General features: G+C 73.7%; 18 protein-coding genes. 11 read left to right on the plus strand and 7 right to left on the minus strand.

The window, feature by feature from the left end; genetic code table 11:
* Positions 1-14: 14 nt before the first annotated feature.
* Together IAG44_RS41125 and IAG44_RS41130 are read left to right on the plus strand one after the other, a co-directional pair.
* A complete protein-coding gene (locus tag IAG44_RS41125; protein WP_187752105.1) occupies positions 15-1,739 on the plus strand; it encodes an MGH1-like glycoside hydrolase domain-containing protein in 1,725 nt (574 codons plus the stop codon).
* Positions 1,740-1,816: 77 nt separating this feature from the next.
* The gene (locus IAG44_RS41130; protein ID WP_187752106.1) at positions 1,817-2,791 is read left to right on the plus strand and encodes an ArsR/SmtB family transcription factor; all 975 of its coding nucleotides are present in this window, start codon (positions 1,817-1,819) and stop codon (positions 2,789-2,791) included.
* Positions 2,792-2,928: 137 nt separating this feature from the next.
* Here the strand turns inward: IAG44_RS41130 and IAG44_RS41135 are convergent, their stop codons facing one another.
* The 3 genes from IAG44_RS41135 to IAG44_RS41145 form a co-directional block, all read right to left on the minus strand.
* Complete coding sequence (locus IAG44_RS41135) at positions 2,929-3,534, minus strand: DUF1707 SHOCT-like domain-containing protein (protein WP_187753109.1); 606 nt, start codon at positions 3,532-3,534, stop codon at positions 2,929-2,931.
* Positions 3,535-3,638: 104 nt separating this feature from the next.
* Positions 3,639-4,712, minus strand: a complete 1,074-nt coding sequence (locus IAG44_RS41140) for an ABC-2 transporter permease (protein WP_223006842.1) — start codon at positions 4,710-4,712, stop codon at positions 3,639-3,641.
* Between the two features lie 41 nt (positions 4,713-4,753).
* The gene (locus IAG44_RS41145) at positions 4,754-5,677 is read right to left on the minus strand and encodes an NmrA/HSCARG family protein (protein WP_187752108.1); all 924 of its coding nucleotides are present in this window, start codon (positions 5,675-5,677) and stop codon (positions 4,754-4,756) included.
* Between the two features lie 103 nt (positions 5,678-5,780).
* Here IAG44_RS41145 and IAG44_RS41150 point away from each other — a divergent pair, with 103 nt between their 5' ends.
* On the plus strand, positions 5,781-6,335 hold the full coding sequence (locus IAG44_RS41150; RefSeq protein WP_187752109.1) for a TetR/AcrR family transcriptional regulator: 555 nt from the start codon (positions 5,781-5,783) through the stop codon (positions 6,333-6,335).
* A gap of 11 nt (positions 6,336-6,346) precedes the next feature.
* Here IAG44_RS41150 and IAG44_RS41155 read toward each other — a convergent pair whose 3' ends face one another.
* Positions 6,347-6,685, minus strand: coding sequence for a hypothetical protein (locus tag IAG44_RS41155; protein ID WP_223006843.1), 339 nt, complete (start codon positions 6,683-6,685; stop codon positions 6,347-6,349).
* A gap of 54 nt (positions 6,686-6,739) precedes the next feature.
* Between IAG44_RS41155 and IAG44_RS41160 the strand changes: the two genes are divergently transcribed.
* The 3 genes from IAG44_RS41160 to IAG44_RS41170 all read left to right on the plus strand — a co-directional run bounded on the left by IAG44_RS41160 (position 6,740) and on the right by IAG44_RS41170 (position 8,653).
* Positions 6,740-7,081: a hypothetical protein gene (locus tag IAG44_RS41160; RefSeq protein WP_223006844.1), complete on the plus strand. Its 342-nt coding sequence runs from the start codon at positions 6,740-6,742 to the stop codon at positions 7,079-7,081.
* 77 nt (positions 7,082-7,158) lie between these two features.
* Entirely contained in the window at positions 7,159-8,049 is an 891-nt protein-coding gene (locus IAG44_RS41165; RefSeq protein WP_187752112.1) for a helix-turn-helix domain-containing protein, read from the plus strand.
* A gap of 148 nt (positions 8,050-8,197) precedes the next feature.
* Complete coding sequence (locus IAG44_RS41170; RefSeq protein ID WP_187752113.1) at positions 8,198-8,653, plus strand: SRPBCC family protein; 456 nt, start codon at positions 8,198-8,200, stop codon at positions 8,651-8,653.
* 12 nt (positions 8,654-8,665) lie between these two features.
* On the opposite strand, the gene IAG44_RS41175 is transcribed toward IAG44_RS41170, so the two are convergent.
* The 3 genes from IAG44_RS41175 to IAG44_RS41185 all read right to left on the minus strand — a co-directional run bounded on the left by IAG44_RS41175 (position 8,666) and on the right by IAG44_RS41185 (position 13,726).
* Positions 8,666-9,640 carry an LLM class flavin-dependent oxidoreductase gene (locus tag IAG44_RS41175; RefSeq protein WP_187752114.1) on the minus strand — a complete coding sequence of 325 codons (975 nt, stop codon included), beginning with the start codon at positions 9,638-9,640 and terminating at the stop codon, positions 8,666-8,668.
* Between the two features lie 217 nt (positions 9,641-9,857).
* The gene (gene lanL, locus IAG44_RS41180) at positions 9,858-12,683 is read right to left on the minus strand and encodes a class IV lanthionine synthetase LanL (protein ID WP_187752115.1); all 2,826 of its coding nucleotides are present in this window, start codon (positions 12,681-12,683) and stop codon (positions 9,858-9,860) included.
* Positions 12,684-12,835: 152 nt separating this feature from the next.
* The gene (locus IAG44_RS41185) at positions 12,836-13,726 is read right to left on the minus strand and encodes an NAD(P)H-binding protein (protein WP_187752116.1); all 891 of its coding nucleotides are present in this window, start codon (positions 13,724-13,726) and stop codon (positions 12,836-12,838) included.
* Between the two features lie 124 nt (positions 13,727-13,850).
* Between IAG44_RS41185 and IAG44_RS41190 the strand changes: the two genes are divergently transcribed.
* The 5 genes from IAG44_RS41190 (at position 13,851) to fxsT (ending at position 21,019) form a co-directional block, all read left to right on the plus strand.
* Positions 13,851-14,696 (plus strand): LysR family transcriptional regulator, encoded by an 846-nt coding sequence (locus IAG44_RS41190; RefSeq protein ID WP_187752117.1) that lies wholly within the window; start codon positions 13,851-13,853, stop codon positions 14,694-14,696.
* Between the two features lie 87 nt (positions 14,697-14,783).
* Entirely contained in the window at positions 14,784-15,875 is a 1,092-nt protein-coding gene (locus IAG44_RS41195; protein WP_187752118.1) for a GRAS family protein, read from the plus strand.
* Positions 15,876-15,936: 61 nt separating this feature from the next.
* A complete protein-coding gene (locus tag IAG44_RS41200; RefSeq protein WP_187752119.1) occupies positions 15,937-16,269 on the plus strand; it encodes a trypco2 family protein in 333 nt (110 codons plus the stop codon).
* A gap of 4 nt (positions 16,270-16,273) precedes the next feature.
* Positions 16,274-18,445 carry a trypsin-like peptidase domain-containing protein gene (locus IAG44_RS41205; RefSeq protein WP_187752120.1) on the plus strand — a complete coding sequence of 724 codons (2,172 nt, stop codon included), beginning with the start codon at positions 16,274-16,276 and terminating at the stop codon, positions 18,443-18,445.
* A gap of 24 nt (positions 18,446-18,469) precedes the next feature.
* Complete coding sequence (gene fxsT / locus IAG44_RS41210) at positions 18,470-21,019, plus strand: FxSxx-COOH system tetratricopeptide repeat protein (protein WP_187752121.1); 2,550 nt, start codon at positions 18,470-18,472, stop codon at positions 21,017-21,019.
* Positions 21,020-21,097 lie beyond the last annotated feature (78 nt).

Genomic DNA, 21,097 nt, shown 5'->3' on the forward strand with positions numbered 1-21,097 from the left:
ACGAGTCGCCCCCCATGACCGCTCTCCCCTCCGGTCCCGCGTTCTCCGTCCACGACATCCCCTTCAGCCACTCCGGGTCCTGGTTCGACATCTCGCCCGTCGTCGCGGAGAAGACCTACGCCGACGACCTCCACCTCGTCTCGCACCAGAACGGCATGCACGGCGTCCTGCGCCTCGTCCCCCTCGACCCGGTGACCGGCGCCCGCGCCGAGACTCGCGTCGAGGCCGTCCCCGGCCTGCTGACCTGGACCGCGGGCACCGGACGCGCCGACCTCGCCTACGAGACCCCGGACACCCTGCGGCTGCGCGGCAGCGGTCTGGACGTCGCCGTCCTCGCCGCCGCGCCGACCCTGACGCCGTTCAGCGGCACCTACTTCTTCCACGACCCGGCCTCGAACGCCCACGTCTTCACCTCCTACGAGACCGGACGCCGCTACCGCGTCACCGTCCTGACCGGCACCGTCACCGACGTCACCGGCGACCAGGCACTCGGCGGCGCCGAACGGGGCGTCGCGGTCACCGGGGACTGGGAGATCGCCGTCGAGGAGATCGACACCGCGCGCGAACCGTACGCGCCGGGACCGGAGTTCGACGCGGTCGTGGAGCACGCGCGGGCGCAGTTCGCGGAGTTCGCCGACGCCGTCGCACCGTGGCGGTCGGCCGCGACACCGGCCGCCGAACTCGCCGCGTACGTCCTGTGGTCGGCGACCGTGCGGCCGACCGGGCTGGTCAAGCGGCCCGGCGTCCTCATGTCCAAGCACTGGATGGACAAGGTGTGGAGCTGGGACCACTGCTTCAACGCCCTCGCCCTCGCGCCCGGTCGCCCCTCGCTCGCCTACGACCAGTTCGCGCTGCCCTTCGACCACCAGGACGCCGCCGGCGCGCTGCCCGACTCCGTCACCCACTCCGAGGTCCTGCGCAACTTCGTCAAACCCCCCATCCACGGCTGGGCCTTCGGCCACCTGCGCCGCCGCCTGCCCGACCCGCTCCCGCGCGCCGAACTCACCGAAGCCTACGAGCGGTTGACCCGCTGGACCGACTTCTGGCTCACCGCCCGCCGCGCCCCCGGCGCCGACCTCCCGCACTACGAGCACGGCAACGACAGCGGCTGGGACAACGCGACGACCTTCGACCCCGAACGCGTCGTCGTCACCGCCGACCTGTCGGCCTTCCTGGTCCTGCAACTCCACGAACTCGCCCGCCTCGCCGAGGAGTTGGACAGACCGGACGAGACGGCCCACTGGACCGCGCTGGCCTCCCGGACCCAGGCCGCCCTTCTGGACCAGCTCTGGCACGGCGACCGCTTCGTCACCAAGTCCGCCTCCACGCACGCCACATGGACCAGCGACAGCCTCCTCGACCTCATGCCCATAGTCCTCGGCGAACACCTCCCCACCGACATCGCCGCCACCCTCGCCGACCGCGTCAAGTCCCACCTCACCCCCCACGGCCTCGCCACCGAACTCACCGCCTCCCCCCACTACCTCCCCGACGGCTACTGGCGCGGCCCCATCTGGGCCCCCGCCACCATCCTCGTCGAGGACGGCCTGCGCCGCGCCGGCCACCACCGCCTCGCCGACGACATCTCCACCCGCTTCCGCACCCTGTGCGAAACCCACGGCTTCGCCGAGAACTTCGACGCCCTCACCGGAACGGGCCTGCGCGACCGCGCCTACACCTGGACGGCGTCGGCCTACCTGCTGCTGGCGGAGGCACACACCCGGCGCGGCGCGAGCTGACCGGCGACCCGCTTGTGACCGGTCCCCCTCTCTGATACCTGATGCATGCCCGGCACGCGCGCAGAGAGGGAACCCCGGTGCCCTTACGGATCCACCTCACCCAGGACGACCTCCTGCGCGTGTCCCTCGCCCCGGGCCCCGCGCTGCTCACCGAGACCGTCACCAGCCTGCGCGTCCTCCAGCAGCGCAGACCGGGACCGGCACTCGGCCCGTGGCAGCGCTGGGCCCGCCACCGCATCCCGCGCTCGGCGCACGCCCTGCGCGCACTCGTCCCCGCCGGCAGGGCGATCCCCGACTTCCTCACCCCGCACGGCCACGCCGACCTCGACGAGGGCCTGGACGCGCTCCTCCACACGCCGCGCACCGTCCTGCGGGCCGACCTGGAGGACTTCGTCCAGCTCTCCGGCGCCCGGCTGCCCGCCTGGGCCGACGACCTCGCCTCCGGCTCCCCGCGCACCCTGGACGCGGTGGCCCGCGCCCTACGGGACTGGCACGAGGCGGTGATCGCCCCCATGAGCGGCCACCTGCACGGCCGGATCGAGGGCACCCGCTCGACGGCGGCCCGCACCCTGCTCGCCGAAGGGCTCGACGCGCTGCTCTCCGGGCTCCATCCCACGATCACCTGGAAACCACCGGTGCTGGAACTCGCCAGCGCCCACCACGACTTCGACATCCCTCTGAAGGGACGCGGACTGCACCTGGTGCCGTCCGTGTTCTGCGGACGCGGGGCCGCCCTCAACCTCGTCGACGACCAGCCGGCCGTCGTCTTCTACCCCGCCGCCCCCGACCCCCTGTGGACCCCGGACCACCGGCCCGGACCGGACGCCCTGGGTGCCCTCCTCGGTCCCACCCGCGCCGCCGTGTTGCGGGCCGTCGTCGCCGGACACGGCCTCACCACCGGTGAACTCGCCCGCCGCGCGGGCATCTCGGCGGCCACGGTCTCCCACCACACGACCCTGCTGCGCGACGCGGGCCTCATCACCACCCACCGCGTCGGCCCGCACGCCCACCACGTCCCCACCCCGCTCGGCACGCGCCTCGTGGACGGCTGACCAGCACTCTTCGAGCACCGTCGACACGCGTGGGCCGAGGCGGGCGTGCCCTCCAGGATGGGGGAGTCCGCCGGGCCCGGAGACGCGCGGGGGACGTCAACTCCCTCCGGGCCCGGCGAACCCCGAGGGGCCTCGCGTCAGCGCCGGCGCAGCACCCACTGACCGAACGACCTGCGGGCCGGGCGGATCAGCACCCGGCCGAAGCTCTTGTCGCCGGTGAGTTCGATGCGCAGGACGGCCGGGCCGGGGTGGTCGGGGGCGCGGCGGTGGCGGATCCTGGCGTGCTGGACGCGCAGGGAGTCGACGTCGACGTCGATGCCCGGCCTGGTGACGAGGGTGAGGGTCTTGCCGACCATCGCCAGGTCGATGCGCAGAGTGTCCTGGGTGATGACGGCCTGGGTGAAGTCGAGGGTGACGTCGCACCACTGGGTGGCGAGGTCGAGGCGCCGGGGGACGATCCAGCGGCCGACGCGCTCGACCCTGCTGAAGGACTGCTCGACGCGCAGGACGTCCTTGACCTCGGCGACGGACGTGCCGGTGACGGTGGAGACCGGCGGGAGGTCGGCGGTGAGGACGGCCAGCTCGCCCAGAGTCCGGGCGGACAGGGCCAGTTCGATGCGCTCGTCGAGTTCGGACGCCGTGAGCCGGCCGTCCCCGGCGGAGATCCGCAGCACGTCCACGACACGGTCCCGGTCCGCGTGCGAGGCGCGGAGGTTCGCGGTGGTCGGCAGCTTTTCCGGCATCGTCACGTCCCTGTTCCGGTCTGGTGTGGCGCGAGGCTCACAGAGTAGCGCTATATCGCGATGGAGCGTCAGGGGAGTCCTTCGGCGGAGTGCCGGGGGAGCCCTTACGGAGTCCCGGGGGTGCTCTTCGACTCCCGCCACCACGCCGCCCCGACCGCGAGCAGCGCCCCGCCGACGGCGTACGCGGCCAGCACCCACAGCGCCCCGGACGTCGCGTGTCCCGAGAAGTACACGGTGTTGCGGACGACCGTCGTCCCCGCCCCCGGCGGCAGCGCCTGCCCGATCGCGCTCCAGAACGACGGCAGCAGCGGCGCCGGGTACACGCCGCCCGAACTCGGGTTGCCCAGCACGACGAACAGGAGGATCACCAGGCCCGTGCCGAGGAGCCCGAACAGGGTCTGGAGGCCGAGCGCGGTCGCCGCGGCGGCGAGGACGACGAGCGTGCCGATCCCGGTGAGCGCCCAGAAGTGCCCGCCGAGCGCGTCGAACCCGGGCCCGACGATCGCCGCCCCGGCCAGCCCCGACACCAGCGCGTACAGGACGAGCACGCCCAGCCGGATCAGCGTCCGGGAGCGGTTCGCGGGCCGCGAGCCCGCCGCCATGCCCATGATGGTCGCGGTCAGATAACCGCCGATCACCCAGCCGAGGACGAGGTAGAACGACGTCATCCCGCGCCCGTCACCGGCGTTGGGGGAGCGGATGTCGGTGACGGTGATCTGCCGGTGCTGCGCCGCCTCGATCCGCTGCGCGATCTGCGTCGCCGTCTGCGAGACGGACGGCCCGCCGGCGGAGGCGACGAGCAGCGTGTCCCGCGTGCCGGTCGCGTCGAAGAGGAACGCGGCGTCGGACGCGCGCGTGAGGACCCGGCGGCGCGCGGCGTCGGCGTCCGCCACGGCCTCGGCCCGCACCGGGTCGCCGTCGAGGCCGTTGAGCTGGGCGACGATCTTCGCGGAGACCTGCTGCGGGGCGGCGACCGCGACGGGGATGCGGTGGGGGGTGGGGGAGTGGAAGGCGCCGATGTACGACGCGATGAAGGCGAGTTGCACCAGGAGTCCGCCGATGACGAGGCCGAACGCGCGCAGGGTCACGGCGTCCTTGAACTCGGCGGCGAAACCGGTCGGCGCGGGGGTGGACGGAGTGGGGGGAATGCCCTGGGAGGGGCCGTTGTCCGTGTTCACGCGCGCATGATCGCACAGTCGGCTGAACCCGGAGAGCCGTGTCAGGCGGCGGGGCGCAGGTGGTTCCGTGCCCATTCCTCGAAGGACGTGACCGGGATGCCCAGATCCCTCGCGTACCGGGGGCGGCCCGGTTGCTCCGCCACGTTCAGCCACGCGTGGCTCGCGCCCATCGCCGGCATACCGGCGGCAAACGCCTCCTCCTCGGTCATGTCCGGCGCGGACAGCGGTGTGCCCAGCACGCGGGAGAGGACGTCGGCGATCCGCGTCATGGACAAGTGGTCGCCGGCCAGCTCCAGTTCGACCCCGTCGAACCGCTCCGGGTCGGTGAAGGCAGCGGCGGCGGCCCGGCCGATGTCGTCCGCCGCGATCAGGGACAGCCGGGTCTCGGGGCGCAGGACGCTCACCAGGCCGGCCTCGACGCCGCGCGGGAACAGGAACGCCATGGACGGGAGGAAGTTCTCCATGAAGAAACCCGGCTTCAGCAGCGTCCAGTGGGCGAAGCCGGCCGCGCGGACCCGGTCCTGGAGCGCGCTCTTGGCGCCCAACGGGGCCTCCAGCAGGGGCCAGCGGCCTTCGGCCCAGCCGGGCGTCCCGGTGTGCGGGCCGACACCGGTGGCGGACGTGTGCACGAACTGCGCCACTCCGGCGGCCTTCGCGCCCTCGATGAGGTTGACGCCCTGGACCACCTCGCCGTCGTGGTCGAAGCCCTCGGGGGTGACGGCGGGCATCTGCACGGAGAAGACGGCGCGGGCGCCCTCGGCGGCCCGGACCACGGAATCGCGGTCCAGGAGGTCGCCGGTGACCAGTTCGGCACCGAGTGCCTTGACGGCTCGGGCCCGTTCGGTGGCCGGGTCGCGCACCAGGGCGCGGACGGGCACGCCCGCCGCGAGCAGCGCGCGGGCGGTGGCACCGCCCTGCCTGCCGGTGGCGCCGGTGACCAGAACGGGTGCGGAAGGTGCGGACATGACGCTCCCTCGAGCTGCTCGTCGATAAAACGGCGGGGCCCGCCGTTTATGCTCCGGTACGATACGGCGGGCCCCGCCACTTATCAATCCCGGAGGTGACGCCATGCCCGAGCACCAGCGTGCGGACGCCCGGCGCAACTACGCGCGCATCCTCGCCGTGGCCGGGGAAGAGGTCGCCGCCCACGGCGCCGACGCCTCCCTGGAACAGATCGCCCGCACCGCCGGCGTCGGCTCGGCGACCGTGCGCCGCCACTTCCCCACCCGCCGCGCCCTGCTGGAGGCGGTCTCCCGGGAACGCATCGAGGCCCTGTGCGCCCGCGCCCACGCCCTGACCGGCCAGGACGACGGTCGTACTGCTCTCCTGGCATGGCTCGACGACGTCCTCGCCTACTCCGTCTCCGCCCGGGGACTCGCGGCCGCACTCGCCTACGACGGCCCGGTGCACGAGAACAGTTGCTCGGCCGCGCTCGAAGAGGCCGCCGAACCACTGCTGCGCCGCGCCGCACGGGACGGCGCACTGGCGGCGGACATCACCGTCTCCGACCTCATCACCCTGATCGTCGGCATCGTCCTGGCCACGGAGCACCACCCCGACCCCGCCACCCGGGCGAGCCGCCTGTTCCGGCTGGCCGTCACAGGACTGAGCCCGCAGAGCTGAACCAGCTCCCGTCACAGCTCCGGATCCGGCGTGCCAGCGAACGACGACACGCAGTCCGGCGGAGTCCACGGCGAGGCGACGACATGCCCGTCCACGCTCAGCGCCGGATCGAGCGGCACCACGCGGACCCGGCGTGCCGCGAACCCGCTCAACTGCTCGGCGGTCAGCGGCGTCCAGGCCCCGTGCCCGCCGCCGATCTCGATGAGGACGGTGAGGACCGACCCGCCCGACCGCCCGGCGGGCCCCCGGCCGGCCCCGTGCGGGGCCGACGTGACCGCGTCCTGCCATGCCGGATCCTCCTCGCGCGTCGGCAGCCGCAGCGCGACCCGGGCCAGCTCGGCCGGCCGCACCACCGCGAGGCCGGCCGCCGGATGCTCGAACTCGCCTAGGACCTGGCCGACGGGGTGGCCGCCGCCTGGGGCACCCCCGAGATGGCCGCCCGGCACATCGCACCGCGCACCGCGCCCGGCGCGCGCGTCGTGGCCCAGGCCGTCACCCTGCTGAGCCCCGACCCCGACTGCGCCCGCGCCGACCTGGCCCGGCAGCTCACCGCGGTCGGCCGGATGCCCGCCTACCGTGCCTGCCTGCGCCGCGCGGGACTCACCAACCCCGCCGACACCCTCGTCGTCGGGGACGGCACGACCGTCACCGACGCGGTCAAGCGCTACCAGGACGCCGGGGTGACCGACCTGATCGTCGTCCCCCTCAACGAGAGGCGCCGCACGCTGGACCTGCTGACCGGGTAAGACGCCGACCCCCTTACGTCCGCCGACCCTCCTTACGTTTCAAGGGAGTTGAGGGAACCCCGGGTAGCATCCGGCTCGTGGTGTTCGATTCGGCGCGCTTCGATCTGCGGCCCTACACCGGGTTCGACATGGACCGGTACGTGCGGCGGACGTTCTGCAGTTGGCAGGACGTGGGCTGGCAGTCCCTGCTGGTCCAGCGGTTCGAGCACGTCCCGGTCGCCGAGGACATGGCCCTGCCCGGGACGGCGGACCTGCATCTGGTGCTGCCGGTGTCCGGGCGCGCGGAGATGGAGACCAGCGACGGCGGCGGCCGGGCCGTGCGCCATCGCTGGGTGCCGGGCCGGCTCCTGCTGGGGATCCCGCACCGGCCCGTCGTCCGGCGCTACCGGGGCGACGCGTCGATGCGCAGCGTGCAGGTGCACATCCCGGGCGACACCGTCGACTCGGTCGCCGCGCGGCTGGGCGGCGAGGTCGACTACGAGGCCATGGCCGCCTCCCTCGCCGAGCCGGATCCCCTGCTGGCGGAGACCGTCCGGGCGGTCGGCGCCCCGGGCGGGGCGGGCGAGCTGTACGCCGAGTCCGCCGCCGCCTTCCTGACGACGCACCTCCTCACCCGGCACGGCCGGCTGCCCGCCGACCGGGACCCGGCGCGGGAGGACGCCCGGGTGCGCGCGACGGTGGCGATCATGCGGGACCGGCTCGCCGAACCGGTCACCCTCGCCGACCTCGCCGCCGAGGTGCACCTCTCGGTCTACCACCTGGTCCGGGTCTTCAAGGCCACGACCGGACAGACCCCGCACCGCTACCTCACCGGCCTGCGCATCGAGGAGGCGAAACGCCTCCTGCGCACCACCGCCCTCCCCCTGGACCGCATCGCCCACCGCTGCGGCTTCACCACCGCCGGCGCCCTGTCCACCGCCTTCCTCCGCCACACCGGGGCCCGCCCCTCGACCTACCGCAATTCCTGACCGGCACACCGCAATTCCGGGCATGGGACGGTCAACGGCCCGCGCGTTAGCGTTCATTGGCGGTGCGGGACTCCCGGAACGCCTCACGGGGCACGGCGCGAGCGTGCACCTCAGCCCGCCCGCCCGACCACGTGAGGAAGAACCGGACATGCAGTCGTACGACGTCACCGCCGAGACCACCGCCGCGCCCTCGGCCGTCTGGTCCCTGCTGCTCGACCCGCGCAGTTGGCCGGACTGGACACCGATCGACGCCCTGGACACCGAACAATCGGTCGGCCTGGACGCCGACGGCCGCGACGGCGTCGGCGCGGTCCGCGCGTTCCGCACCGGAAGGGTCCTCAGCAAGGAGCGGATCACCGCCCTGGAGCCCGAACGCCGGTTCGCCTACGAGGGCGTGGAGAACCCGTACCTGCGCGACTACCGGGCCGCGATCGAACTGCGAACCCTGCCCGGCGGCGGCACCGGGATCCGCTGGCACGGCACGTTCACCGCGCGCCGGGGGACCCGCCGGTTCCAGCAGTGGTACCTGCGCCGCTTCATGCGCACCATGGCGACCGGACTCGCCGAACACGCGGTCACACAGACCGGACGCCGCACCCCGTGACGCTCGGGCAGATCACGCCCTGTCGGCGGCCAGGACCTCGCGCAGGTCCTGGACGGCGGCGTCGACGCCTTCGGTGATCAGGACACCGGCGGGGTTGAGGACGACCTCGTCGACGCCGCAATCGCGGTACTCCTGGAGGGCCGACGCGATGTCCGAGGGGGTGCCGACCACGATCCCTCCCGAGCGGAGAAGACGTCGCGCTCCCTCGGCGGGGTCGTTCGGGTCGACGTCGATTCCGGCGCGCCGGAACATGTCGGCGTAGTGAGGGAGGGTCAGATTCGGCCAGGCTCCGGCGTGGGTGAGGCGTTCGAGGTTCCGGCCGGGTCGGCTGACGGCGAAGTGGATCATCGTCGCGATGCGGGGCCGTGCACGGCGGGCCTCCTCCGCGCCGGCCCGCAAGGCGGGGACAAGGGCCTCGTGGACGTACCGCTGGGGTGTCATCAGGGTGATGGCGACGTCGGCGGCGCGTCCGGCGGTGTGGGCCATCGCGGGGCGCAGTACCCCGAGGCCGAATTCCACCGGAGGCGCCCGCAGCGGTTCCAGGGAGCCGTGCAGGGTGAAGGCGTCGCTGTCGTGGTGCACTGTCCTGCCTTCCAGGAGCGCACGGGCCGCGTGGAGGTACGCCTCCATCGCCGAACGGGGACTGCGGTAGGCACTGGGGAGCACCGCCCGCTGGAAAGAGGGGTACGAGGGCCCGTAGCCGGCCACGAAGGGCGCCCCGGACAGAGCCGCGAGGGAACGGGCGTGCAGCGCCGCCTCGTAGGGGTGCCTGAGCGGTGTCACCGTCACACCCGTCCCCAGGGAGATTCCCGGGAAGCGCACGGTGAGGGCCGCGAGGACCTGGTGGGTCTCCAGGGCTCCCATGGACTGTCCGACCCAGAGCCGGCGGGCATGGCCCTCGTGCACGAGGGCGGCGAAGGCGGCGATGCGCCCGAGCCCCTTGGGCTGGACCGGGAAGAGGACGGAGGCGGTCGGCCGGTCGGCCATGACGTCTTCCTTCACGCTGAGGGGGCCGGACGGGGCCGAGCCGGAGGCCGTCGTCGCGGCAGGGTGCCGTGACGACGGCCCCGTTGTCCGGGTTCGCGTCTCACGCCGTCCAGGAGCAGGTCCAGGCGCAGCTGATCAGAGCGTCTTCGGACTCTTCGCCCGCTTCCAGGCTCTGCAGGGCGGTCACGTCGAGCGTGGTCTCCTCGTCCATGGGGTCTCACCTCCTCTCGGGACGTGCTGTGGCTGCCCGCACCGCCGGGTCCTGCTGCGCGGTGCGGAGATTGTGGTCCGGCAGCCACAGGCGTGGACCGCCGTGGATCAGCCGGTGGAGGAAGGCCGCGACGCCGGCGAGGCCGGTGCCGAAGTCGGCCGCTGTGCCGGTTCCCGTCTCGTCCACGGGGAGCACCCGGCCGTCGCGCAGTACATGGCGGACCGCGATGCCCGTGGCGAGGTCCCGCGCCCAGGTCCGGTAACGGTCCTCGCCCGTGGCGTCGGCGAGATCGAGCAGGAACTCGCCGTCGCCCGACAAGCCGTGGCACTGGGACGGGCCGGTGTGCCAGCGCGATCGGTGGACCGCGACGGCGGCCCGGTGGACCAGGCCGCGGAGCCGGTCGTCGCCGTCCTCCCGCCACATGCGCAGCAGGAACGTCCCCACGCCGGAGGAGCCGCTGCACCAGTGGGTACGGAGCGCTCCGGGGCCTTCGCCCGCCGGCCAGCAGGCCGCGCCGTCCAGGTCGCGTGCCACGGACAGCAGCGTGTCGGCCGCTTTCCGCGCGGCCTCGGTGAAGGCGGCTTCGGCGGTCGCCCGCCCGGCGGCGAGGAGGAAGGTCCCGGCCCCGGCGACGCCGTGGGCGAAGCCGTAGTGGACCAGGCCCGCCAGACGGGACTCGAAGTCCGCGGGGATGGGCCACAGGAGCCGGCCGCCTCGGTGCTCGGCCGCCTCCACCACGGCTTCCGCGGCCTGCCGCGCCCGGTCGAGGAAGTCCTTGTCGCCGGTGACCTCCCAGAAGCGGAGCTGGGTCAGTCCGGCACCCGCGACGCCGTGGCAGACGTCCGGGTTGGGCCAGCGCAGGGGGACGGACCGGGCGAGGTCTTCGGCAAGGACGACGGTGTCGCTCTCGCCGAGTGCCCGGCCGGCGTCGAACAAGGCCCAGGCCGTTCCGGACCGGCCGAAGTACAGACCGGGCAGGATCCGTGGTTCGCGTGCCACGACGCCGCTGATCCAGTGGACGGTGTCCTGGACGGCATCGAGCAACGCCGGGTCCCGACTTTCCTCGTAGGCCCGTACGAGTGTGCCGAGGACGCCGGCGGCACCGTGCTGGAGGTTGCACGGATCGCTCGTCCGCCCGGAAGCGGTCGGTTTCCAGAGCCACGTCGCGCTGCCGGGGTCCCTCGTCGCGACCAGGTGGCCGAGGGTGTCGTCGAGCAGGCGCGCCAGCAGGCGACCGCTGGATTCGGCCGGGTGCGAGGCGCCCGGATCGGGAGGGGCGGACGCCAGGAGGACGTCGGGGGCCCGGGAGGGCGCGGGGACGGCCGCGACGGTCGCGGTGATCCGCCGTCGCACGTCGTCGATGCCGGGGCGCCGGCCGGGGTCTTCGTGCATCAGCGCCAGGGCGAGAGGGCCGAAGCGGCGCACAGCGGCGTTGTCCGGGGCGAGCCGGTCGAGCCAGTGGGCCAGGCGCTCCTGCCACGGCCGAGCCGTCGTCGTGTCGTCGGCGGCGAGTACGGGGTCCGCGCCGCTGATGACGTGGAAGAGGGTGGCGCCCAGGCCGTAGAGATCGGCGGCGGGCTGCGGCGCGGTCCCGATCGGGGGCGCGGCGACCTGTTCCGGCGCTCCGTAGCCGGGCGTGAATCCCCTGCTCACGGAACGCTCGCCGGGACGGACGAGCAGTTCGAGGTCGATCAGGCGGAGTGCGCCGTCCTCGGTGACCATGACGTTGGCGGGATGGAGGTCACGCAGGACGAGGCCCCGGTCGTGGACGAGGGCCACGATGCCGGCGAGTTCCGCCGCGATCCGTGCGACGTCCTCGGGCGTGACTCCCCAGGTCCCGTCCTCGGCCCAGCGCAGGGAGTCCGCCACCCATTGGCGCAGGGTGACGCCACGGATCTCCTCCTGGACGAGGAAGAGGTCGCCCTGCTGCTCGAAGAGGTCGACGAACCGCGGGGTGACCCCCGACGGGTCGAACTGCCGGAGCATCTCGGCCTCGTGGCGGCGGGCGTCGCGGATGTCCCGCCCGAGGGCGGTGGCCTGGGTGTGCGGGCGCCCCTGCTTGACGATCACAAAGGCGCCGGTGGTCAGGTCCCGGGCGCGGTAGACGCCGCCGACGGAGCTCTGGCGCAGCGACTGCCGTACCTGGTACCGCCCGTTCAGAAGGACCACCGCGCTCGCCGGACCGCTCGCCCGGGATCCCGTGCCTCCTCCCGGCCGGAACGGGTCGCGTGGTGCCCAGCTCGGCGGGCTGAACCAGGCCCTGCGCTGGTCGAGGACCGGTGTCCCGTCCGGCGCGACGAGCATGGCCTCGTAACTGCCCTCGTTGCCGAGCACCGGCATGCCGTGGAAGACGCCGTACCGGTAGTGCACCAGGCTTCCCGGCCGGTACGCGCGGTCCGACAGGATGCCGGGACCGGGCAGGCCCTCGGTCGCCAGGTCGAGTTCCTCGGCCAGCACGCGCAGGGCGGCGTCACCGGCCTCGGGATAGACGGTGATGAACTTGCCGGCGCTCCCGCGATCGCAGGCGCGGGAGACGAGTTCCGTGACGCGGTCGAGGTCCCTGGCGAACTTGAAGTGACACCGGTGGCGTACGAGAACGTCGGCGGCGCGGGCGAGAACGAGTGGGGCGGAGAGGGGCGTCGCAGACAGGTGCAGCTTCCATCCCTGCACCCGGAACCGGTGCGCGGGAGGACGGACGTAGCACCAGAAGTCCCGCGTCTCCCACTGCCAGTCATGTGCCGCGCGGCGCTCCAGCACGGACCGCACGCAGTCCGGCAACAGCCTCTCGTCCGGGTGGCCCCGGTCCCTCCCCCGCTCACCGCTCCCGTCCATCCCCGCCCCCTCCGCAGTCCCTCCGAAGTACGCCCCCGAAGACCCTTCGAAACTACTCTGCGTAATCGTTTCGTCACAATCACACGAAAGGGGGAACCTCGTCGGCGCTTCGGGGCCCCGCGCCCGGCCGGGCGGGACTTCCCGGACCGGCCCTAACCCAGGACGGCCGGCCTGAGCACGTCCTCGCACCACTCGGCGAAACCGGTGGGCGCCGCCTTGGGGGTGCTCGGCTCGCCGGCGCCGTAGAAGCCCTGGGCGTCGATGGCGTCCATCATGTCGGCGAGCCCGCGCGCCCATGCCTCGCTCGCCCCGAAACGCAGTGCCGTCGCCTTGTAGTCCGCGCTGCTGGTGCCCTGGACGCGCACCGGGCGGCCCAGTGCCTCGGAGACGACCTGGGCCATGCCTTCGGGGGAGAGGGCGTCGGGTCCGACGAGCGGGACGTCGTCCTGGCCGGTCCAGGTGCCGTCGAGGAGCAGCCGGGCCGCCGTGGTGGCGATGTCGCGGGTGGCGCAGGTGCGCAGGACGCGGTCGGTCGCCGCCGCCAGGTGGAACACGCCCGCGTCGCGGATCGAGGGGGCTTGGCCCAGCAGGTTCTCCATCAGGAACGGCGGGCACAGCGCCCGGTAGTGGACGCCGGTGGCCGCGATCGTGTCGTCCATGGCGAGCGACGCCGACACCTGCCCGGCGTTCTTCGCCACGTCGCGCCCCAGGGTCGAGACAGCGACGACCCGCTCGACGCCCTGACGCGTGATCGCCTCGCACAGCGTCTCGGTGAACCTGCCGAAATGGCCCTCCACGCTGTCGGCCCGGGGGTGCGGGGGCACCAGCCAGAACAGGGTGCCGGCGTCCGCGCACGCCTCCTCCACGACGGCGGACTCGGCGTGCGACCCCTGCACGACCTCGACGCGCTCACGCACCTGGGGGGAGAGCCGGGCGGGGTCGCGGACGATCACCCGGATGCCCGCCGTGCGGTCCGGGGCGGCGAGGAGACGGTCGAGGACCTGCCGGCCGATCTGGCCGGTCGGGGTGGTGACGACGATCATGAACAACTCCAAGCAGAGATGCGGAAGGGGATGCCGTCGAGCCTGCTGCCCGGCCCGCCCGAACTGAAGGACCGATCCGCTCCCGCTTGTTACCCTCAGGGCAATACCGACCGGAGGGGGGAGCGTGGATTCCCGCCTGCTGCGCTACTTCGTCGCCGTCGCCGAAGAACTCAACTTCGCCCGCGCCGCCGCACGGCTGAACATCTCCCCGCCACCCCTGTCCCGCGCGATCCGCCAGTTGGAGACGGAACTGGGCGTCACCCTCTTCGAGCGGACCACCCACACCGTGTCGCTCACCGGGGCCGGGACGGTACTCCTGGCCGAGGCCCGGATCGCGCTCGACGCCCTGCAGGCCGCCGGACGACGGGCCCAGCGCGCCGCCGCCCCGCAGCCCAAGCTGGTGCTGGCCGTCAAGGCCGACGGCGACGCCGGACTCCTGGAGGCGATCCTGGCGCGCTACGCGTCCGAGCCGGCCTCCGTACCCGTCGCCGTCCGGCTGTGCGGCTGGGACGAGCAGCCGCGCCTCCTGCGCCAGGGGGAAGCCGACGCCGCCCTGGTCCACGAGCCCTTCGACCGCACCGGCCTGGACACCGAGACGCTGGCCGCCGAACCCCGCGTGGTCGCCCTCGCCGCCACCCACCCCCTCGCCGCCCGGGACCGCCTCACCCTCGCCGACCTCGGCCTGCGCCCGGGGGAGCTGTACCGGTTCATCGACGAGGTCCGCCGCCAGAGCGGCGACCTCGCCCAACTCCTCGCCCTCGTCGGCCTCGGCCGCCTCACCCCGGTGCTGCCCGCCTCCGTCGCCGCCCGCTACCCGCGCCCGGGAGTCGTCTACCGGCCGGTCACGGACGCCCCGCCCGCCGTCCTCGTCATCGCCTGGCCCCAGCAGTCCCGTTCGACGGCCACGGCCGCGCTCGTCCGCGCCGCCGGCTCCGTGGCCGAGGCGGCGCGGGAGCGGGACGGCACCTGAGGCCCGCCCGGACACGTCCGGGTGAACGGGCCCGCCCTGCGGTGTGTCCCCCGCCCGCACCCCCGCCCGCTTCCTAGGTTGCGGCAGGTGACCGACGTGTACCGCATCCTCGAAGAAGCCGCGGCGGCAGCCGAGTTGGACGACAGGGCGGCACTCGCCGCGCTCCTGGACCGCGCCGACGGCCTCACCGCCGACGACCCGCAGCTCCTCGACCACTTCCGGACCGCGCTGCGCGCCCGCCTGCGCCCGCCCGCCGACGAGGGCAACCTCTACCTGCGTGCCGACGGCGACGCCCAGATCGACCTGTTCGCCGTCCTCGCACGGCACCTCCCGCTGCTGAGGGCCGCGCACTACGCGAACGACAGCCTGCTGCCGTTCCTCCACGGGCACGAGCGGGCGACGGTCCTCGCGCTCGGCATCGGCGAGGGCCGCCAGGAACGCGACCTGCTGGCGCGCGCGAGGCACCTGCGCGAGCTGACCGTCGTCGGCGTGGACATCGCCGCAGGCAGCCTCGCCGCCGCCGAGTCGGCGCTGAAGGCGGGCGCCGCGGACACCACCGTCGACTTCCACCCCGTCACCGCGGCGACCGAGGACCTGGACGACAACTTCTGGCAGACCCTGGCCCGGCTGCCCCGCCCCCTCCTGGTCACCGCCTCCTTCGCCCTGCACCACCTGCGGGACACCCCCGACGGCCACGACACCCGCGCCGCCCTCTTCCACCGCCTGCGCGCCCAGGACCCCGCCGCCGTCGCCCTGTGCGAACCCGACGCCGACCACCACCGCTCCCCGCTGCCCGCACGCCTGGCGAGCGCCCGCCACCACTACGGCACCCTGTTCGCCGCGATCGACACCACCGCCGCCACCCACGCCGAGAAAACCGCGATGAAACGCTTCTTCGGCCGGGAGATCCACAACGTGATCGGCGCCGGCGACGCGGACCGCTACGAACGCCACGAACCGCCCCACGCCTGGACCGCCCGCCTGACCGCGGCCGGCTTCCGCCCCCTCACCCCCGCCCGCCCCGACCCCCTCCCCGAACCCGGCTTCACCGCCACCGCCCACCCCACCCACCTCACCCTGGCCTTCAAGGACGTCCCCCTCGCCGCGGTGATCGTCGCCGTCCCCGACCGACCGCCCCACCCGAACCGACGGAGCGTCAGAACCCCGCCGCCTGGGTAAGACCCAGGACGGGCCTCCCGCGCCGGGGACACGTCGCGCGGGCGAACCGGAGGGGGACCGGATGGGGCGGGATGAACAACGGCTGACGCTGACCGAGGCGATCGAGTCGCTGCGCACGGACCTGGAGGCGGCGCAGCGCCAAGGGGCGGGCCGGACACTGGGCTTCAGCGTCCAGGGCATCAGCGTCGAACTCGACGTCGAAGCCGAACGCACCAGCGACGCGGGGGGCGGCGTCTCCTGGTTCGTCGCCGCCAAGGCGGGCCGCTCCCGCACCCGGCGCACCGCCACCCGCCTCGTCCTCACCCTGAAACCGCGCGGCACCCTGACCGTCACCGACCCCGGCGGCCTCTCGCGCGGCACCCCGCCACCGCACACCGGCGACACGGCACGGTGACGGCATGACCGGCACCCTCCCGCCCCCGTCACCGGACGGCGGCACCGCAGACGAGGACCACCCGGCCCCCACCACCCCGGACCGGCTCGTCGAGATCAGCGTCCGCGACGCCCACGGCCGGCAACTCGGCCACGGCTCCGGCTGGCTCCTCGACGACGACCTGGTCCTCACCGCAGCCCACGTCCCGGTTCCCGCCGAAGGGGACCCGCACGCCGTCGTCGAGGTCCGCCGCGGCAGCGCCCCGCCGTACGGGATCTGGCACCGCTGCGCCCTCGTGTGGAGCGGCCTCGCCGACGGCGCCGGCCTGGACGCCGCCCTCCTCGTGGTGACCGGCGCCGGCTGGCAGCCCCCCGACCCCCGCCACCGGCCCCGGCTCGACGGCGGCGGCACCAGCATCGTCGACTTCGAGGTCTTCGGCTTCCCCGCCTTCCACCACACCGACCGCACCGCCTACGACGTCCACCAGTGCGGCGGCCGGCTGCGCCCCGCCAACCTGGGCCGCTCCGAGATCCGTGTGATCGAGGTCGCCGCCGAGGACGCCCCCGCGACCCCGGAGGACTGGCACGGCGTCTCCGGCGCCGCCGTCCTGACCGACGACCAGCACACCCTCGTCGCCGTCGTGATCGGCGCCGACCTGGGCAGCCCCCGCCGCCTCAGGGTGCTGCCCGTCACCCGCCTCCTGCACGACGCCGGATTCCGCCGCGAGCGGCGCGAGCACCGCTACGGCGAACCCCACAACCGGCGCACCGTCCTCGCCGCCGTCCTGGCCCGGCTGACCCGCGCCGAACCCCTCGCCTCCACCGCCGCCTGCCGCGCCCTCGCGGACCGGCTGCTCCCCGGGGCCGCCGCCGACCCCGAGATGGCCGGCCTCGGCGGCCACGACCTCCTCACCGCGCTCGTCGACCGCCTCGCCACCCGCGCCGGCGGCCTCACGGACCTCGCCGCCGACTACGCCCGCACCTGCGAGGACCAGCCCACCGCCGGTGAACTCGCCTTCCTCGCCGAGGAGTTCCACGCCCTCGACCTCCTCGGCGTCCCCCTCTGGTGCGGCCTGCGCGAAGCCCTGCGCCGCCTGGTCCACGCCGACCTGGGCGGCGTCCCCGTCCCCGCGCTGCACGCCCGCGCCGTCGAAGGCACCGACCACATCCCGCTGCCCGCGCACTGCGACGACCCCTGGAAAGCCTTCGTCCACCTGGTGTGCGCCCGCGAGGACAGCCCCCGGCTCCCCGCCGCCCTGCGCTTCCTGGAACTCCTCGCCAGCGCCGTCGGCGGCACCACCTCCGCCACCGTACGGGCCTGCAACCGCAGCTGGGCCCGCCGCCTCGACCTCGCCCGCGACACCCCGCGCGACGACGACGGCCCCGGCTACGCCCGCCAGGTCGACGAACTGCGCTCCCGGCTCGTCAGCACCCCCGTGCAGCGCACCACCTCCGCCCGCCTGCTGGTCGAACTGATCCCCGACCCGAACAGCGACCCCGACGGCTGGACGGTCTCGTTCTGCTTCCAGTGCCGCCCCCACACCGGCACCTGGCAGCGGCTGCCGATGCCGCTCGCCGAACGCGTCATCCACCTGAGCCGGCTGTTCGACCGCGTCGAGACGGCCTGCCGCACCCTCCACGACGTCCACGGCGTCCCCCACGACCGCATCGAGGTCGAGTACATCCTGCCCCTCGACCTCATCGACCACCCCGACAAACTGATCGGCCACGGCGCCCTGCCCCCGACCGCCGCCACCTTCCCGCTCGTCGTGCACAGCCTCGACCGCCTCCACAACAGCACCTGGCGCGCGGTGTGGCAGGACCAGTGGCGGCGCACCCGGCCCCACACCACGGGCCGCCTGCTCTTCCAGATCACCGCCCTCGACCACGCCGACCGCACCACCGCCGAACCCGTCGCCGGAGTCCTCCTCACCGAGAAACCCGGCTCCGCCACCGGCCGCCACGAGGTCAGCACCGCCCTGCGGCACGGCGTCCCGCTCGTCATGTGGCGCCACGACCCGCGCGCCCAGCCCGACTTCTCCGCCCTGTCCAGACGCATCATGACCGAGGGCCGCCTCGACCCGCGCCACCTGCGCCAGGACGACGGCGCCGGACAGGACGTGTGGAACCGCTACTTCGTCGTCATCTTCGACACCCCCGACAACCTGCCCGGCCTCGTCTACGGCGAGGCGTCGTGAACGCGCGCCGATGGAGGAGGACCCATGGCGGCGAGTGACCGGTCGCAGCGCGCCCCGCACGGCTCCTCCCCGGCGGTCTGGGAGAACGTGCCCCCGCGCAACCCCAACTTCATCGGCCGCGAGGCACTGCTCGCCGACCTCGCCGCCCGCCTCACCGACAGCCGCAGCCCCACCGCCGTCCTCCCCGAGGCGATGTACGGACTCGGCGGCATCGGCAAGTCCCAGCTCGCCATCGAGTACGTGTACCGGCACCAGGCCGACTACGACCTCGTCTGCTGGATCCCCAGCGAACGCACCCCCGGCATCGTCAACACCCTCTCCCACTTAGCCGGCCGCCTCGGCGTCGGCGAGAGCGGCGACGCCGCCGCCACCGTCTCCCAGGCCCTCGACGCGCTGCGCCGCGGCATCCCCTACACGCGCTGGCTGCTCGTCTTCGACAACGCGGAGAACGCCCAGACCCTCGCCCCGTTCCTGCCCAATGCCCGCCACGGCGCCGTCCTCATCACTTCCCGCAACCCCCAGTGGGAGGACATCGCAGGCTGCGTCGAGGTCGACGTGTTCTCCCGCGCCGAGAGCGTCGCCCTCCTCAACAAACGCGGCCCCGCCCTCACCCCCGAGGACGCCGACCTCCTCGCCGAGGCCCTGGGCGACCTGCCGCTCGCCATCGAACAGGCCGCCGCCTGGCGCGCCCAGACCGGCATGACCGCACGGGAATACCTGCGCCTCTTCGACGAGAAACGCAGCGACCTCCTCTTCGAAGGCGCCCCCAACCTCTACCAGGAGTCCGTCGCCACCGCCTGGAACGTCTCCCTCGACCGCATCGAGGAGACCAACCCCGAGGCCCTGCACCTCCTCCAGGTCTGCGCCTACCTCGCGCCCGAACCCATCCCGCGCTCCCTGTTCTCCGGCGCCCACCGCGGCGCCATCACCCGCGAACTCGACGTCGCCCTCGCCGACCCCATGCGCCTGGGCCGCGCCGTCCGCGAGATCAAACGCTTCTCCCTGGCCCGTATCGACCCCCGCAACAACTCCCTCCAGATGCACCGCCTCGTCCAGCTCGTCCTCCTCCAGCGGATGACCCCGCACGAGCAGGAACGGATGCGCCTGGGCGCCCAGTCCCTGCTGGCCTCCGCCGACCCCCGCGACCCCGAGTCCAACGCCCAGTGGTACCGCTACTCCGAGCTGTACCCGCACGTCGTCGCCTCCGACGCCATCCACTCCGCCGACCCCTGGGTGCGTGACCTCGTCCACAACACCGCCCGCTACCTCCAGCGGTTCGGCGACCACGACAGCGCCCTCGACTTCACCCGCGAGGCCCACCACGCCGCCACCGAACTCTTCGGCGCCGAGGACGAGAAGACCCTCCAACTCGCCTTCTGGCTCGGCTGGATCCTCTTCAGCATGGGCCGCTACCAGGAGGCCGCCGACATCAACCGGGCCACCCTCGACGTCCACGAACGCGCCCTGCCGCCCGGCCCCACCCGCGCCGCCCAGACCAACGAGAGCCACCTCGACGCCATCGGCGCCGTCGCCGCCGACCTCCGTGTCAAGGGCGACTTCACGCAGGCCCTGGAACTGAGCCGGCGTGTCTTCGAGACGGCCACCGAGGCGTTCGGCGAGGACGACGCCTGCACCCTCAACGCCGCCCACAACCTCGGCGTCGCCCTGCGCCTCGTCGGTCGCTTCCAGGAGGCGTACGAACTCGACCGCACCACCTGGGAACTGAAACAGACCCTGCTCGGCGCCGAACACGAACAGACCCTCCTCACCCGCGTCGGCCTCACCATCGACGAGCGTGAACTCGGCCTCTACCGGCACGCCCGCAACCGCCAGGAGGAGGTCGTCAGCCAGTACCTGCGCCACCTGCGCGAGGACAACGCGGCCGTCCTGCACGCCCGCCGCGTCCTGGCCGTCGCCCGCCGCAAGGCCGGCGACCACGAGGCCGCCCTCGAACTGTCCGAACAGGTCCTCGGCGTCATGGAGGAACGCTTCGGCCCCACCCACCCCGACACCATCGCCGCCACCCTCGGCCTCTCCGTCGACCTGCGCTACACCGGCCGCCTGGAACGCGCCCGCGAACTCGCCGAGGCGTCCCTCGCCCACTACCGGCGCATCTTCGGCGACCACCACCCCCACACCGTCTCCGCCCAGGCCAACCTCGCGATCACCTCCCGCCTGGACGACCTGTGCGAGACCGCCCACACCCTCGACCGCGCCGCCTACACGACCCTCCTGGCCGCCCTCGGCGAACGCCACCCCCTCACCCTGGTCGTCGCCACCAACCTCGCCAGCGACCTCGCCGCCCTCGGCCGCCACGAGGAAGCCCTCGCCCTCGGCGCCCGCACCCACGCCCTGTCCGCTGGCCTCCTCGGCGAGGCCCACCCCTCCACCCTCAGCCTCGCCGCCAACCAGGCCCTCGACCTCACCGCCCTCGGCCGCCACGACGAGGCCGCCGCCCTCCACGACCAGGTCGTGCACGAGATGCGCGACCGCCTCGGCCCCGACCACCCCGCGACCACGGCCCTCACCGACCGGGACCGCGCCAACTGCTTCATCGACCCGCTGCCCCTGTGACGGCGCCGGCGAAAAACCCCTGGAGGCCCGCCGCCGCCCCTTGTTACAGTCCCCGTATGGCTTTCCTCTTCTTCGTCT

The sequence above is a fragment of the Streptomyces roseirectus genome, assembly GCF_014489635.1.
Lineage (GTDB): Bacteria > Actinomycetota > Actinomycetes > Streptomycetales > Streptomycetaceae > Streptomyces > Streptomyces roseirectus.

What these genes read in the sequence shown, in the direction of transcription:
- IAG44_RS41125 (WP_187752105.1), top strand. Translation starts at nt 15, where the DNA reads ATGACCGCTCTCCCCTCCGGTCCCGCGTTCTCCGTCCACGACATCCCC.
- IAG44_RS41135 (WP_187753109.1), bottom strand. Translation starts at nt 3,534, where the DNA reads ATGCCGGAAAAGCTGCCGACCACCGCGAACCTCCGCGCCTCGCACGCG.
- IAG44_RS41145 (WP_187752108.1), bottom strand. Translation starts at nt 5,677, where the DNA reads ATGTCCGCACCTTCCGCACCCGTTCTGGTCACCGGCGCCACCGGCAGG.
- IAG44_RS41150 (WP_187752109.1), top strand. Translation starts at nt 5,781, where the DNA reads ATGCCCGAGCACCAGCGTGCGGACGCCCGGCGCAACTACGCGCGCATC.
- IAG44_RS41170 (WP_187752113.1), top strand. Translation starts at nt 8,198, where the DNA reads ATGCAGTCGTACGACGTCACCGCCGAGACCACCGCCGCGCCCTCGGCC.
- IAG44_RS41175 (WP_187752114.1), bottom strand. Translation starts at nt 9,640, where the DNA reads ATGGCCGACCGGCCGACCGCCTCCGTCCTCTTCCCGGTCCAGCCCAAG.
- lanL (WP_187752115.1), bottom strand. Translation starts at nt 12,683, where the DNA reads ATGGACGGGAGCGGTGAGCGGGGGAGGGACCGGGGCCACCCGGACGAG.
- IAG44_RS41185 (WP_187752116.1), bottom strand. Translation starts at nt 13,726, where the DNA reads ATGATCGTCGTCACCACCCCGACCGGCCAGATCGGCCGGCAGGTCCTC.
- IAG44_RS41200 (WP_187752119.1), top strand. Translation starts at nt 15,937, where the DNA reads ATGGGGCGGGATGAACAACGGCTGACGCTGACCGAGGCGATCGAGTCG.
- IAG44_RS41205 (WP_187752120.1), top strand. Translation starts at nt 16,274, where the DNA reads ATGACCGGCACCCTCCCGCCCCCGTCACCGGACGGCGGCACCGCAGAC.
- fxsT (WP_187752121.1), top strand. Translation starts at nt 18,470, where the DNA reads ATGGCGGCGAGTGACCGGTCGCAGCGCGCCCCGCACGGCTCCTCCCCG.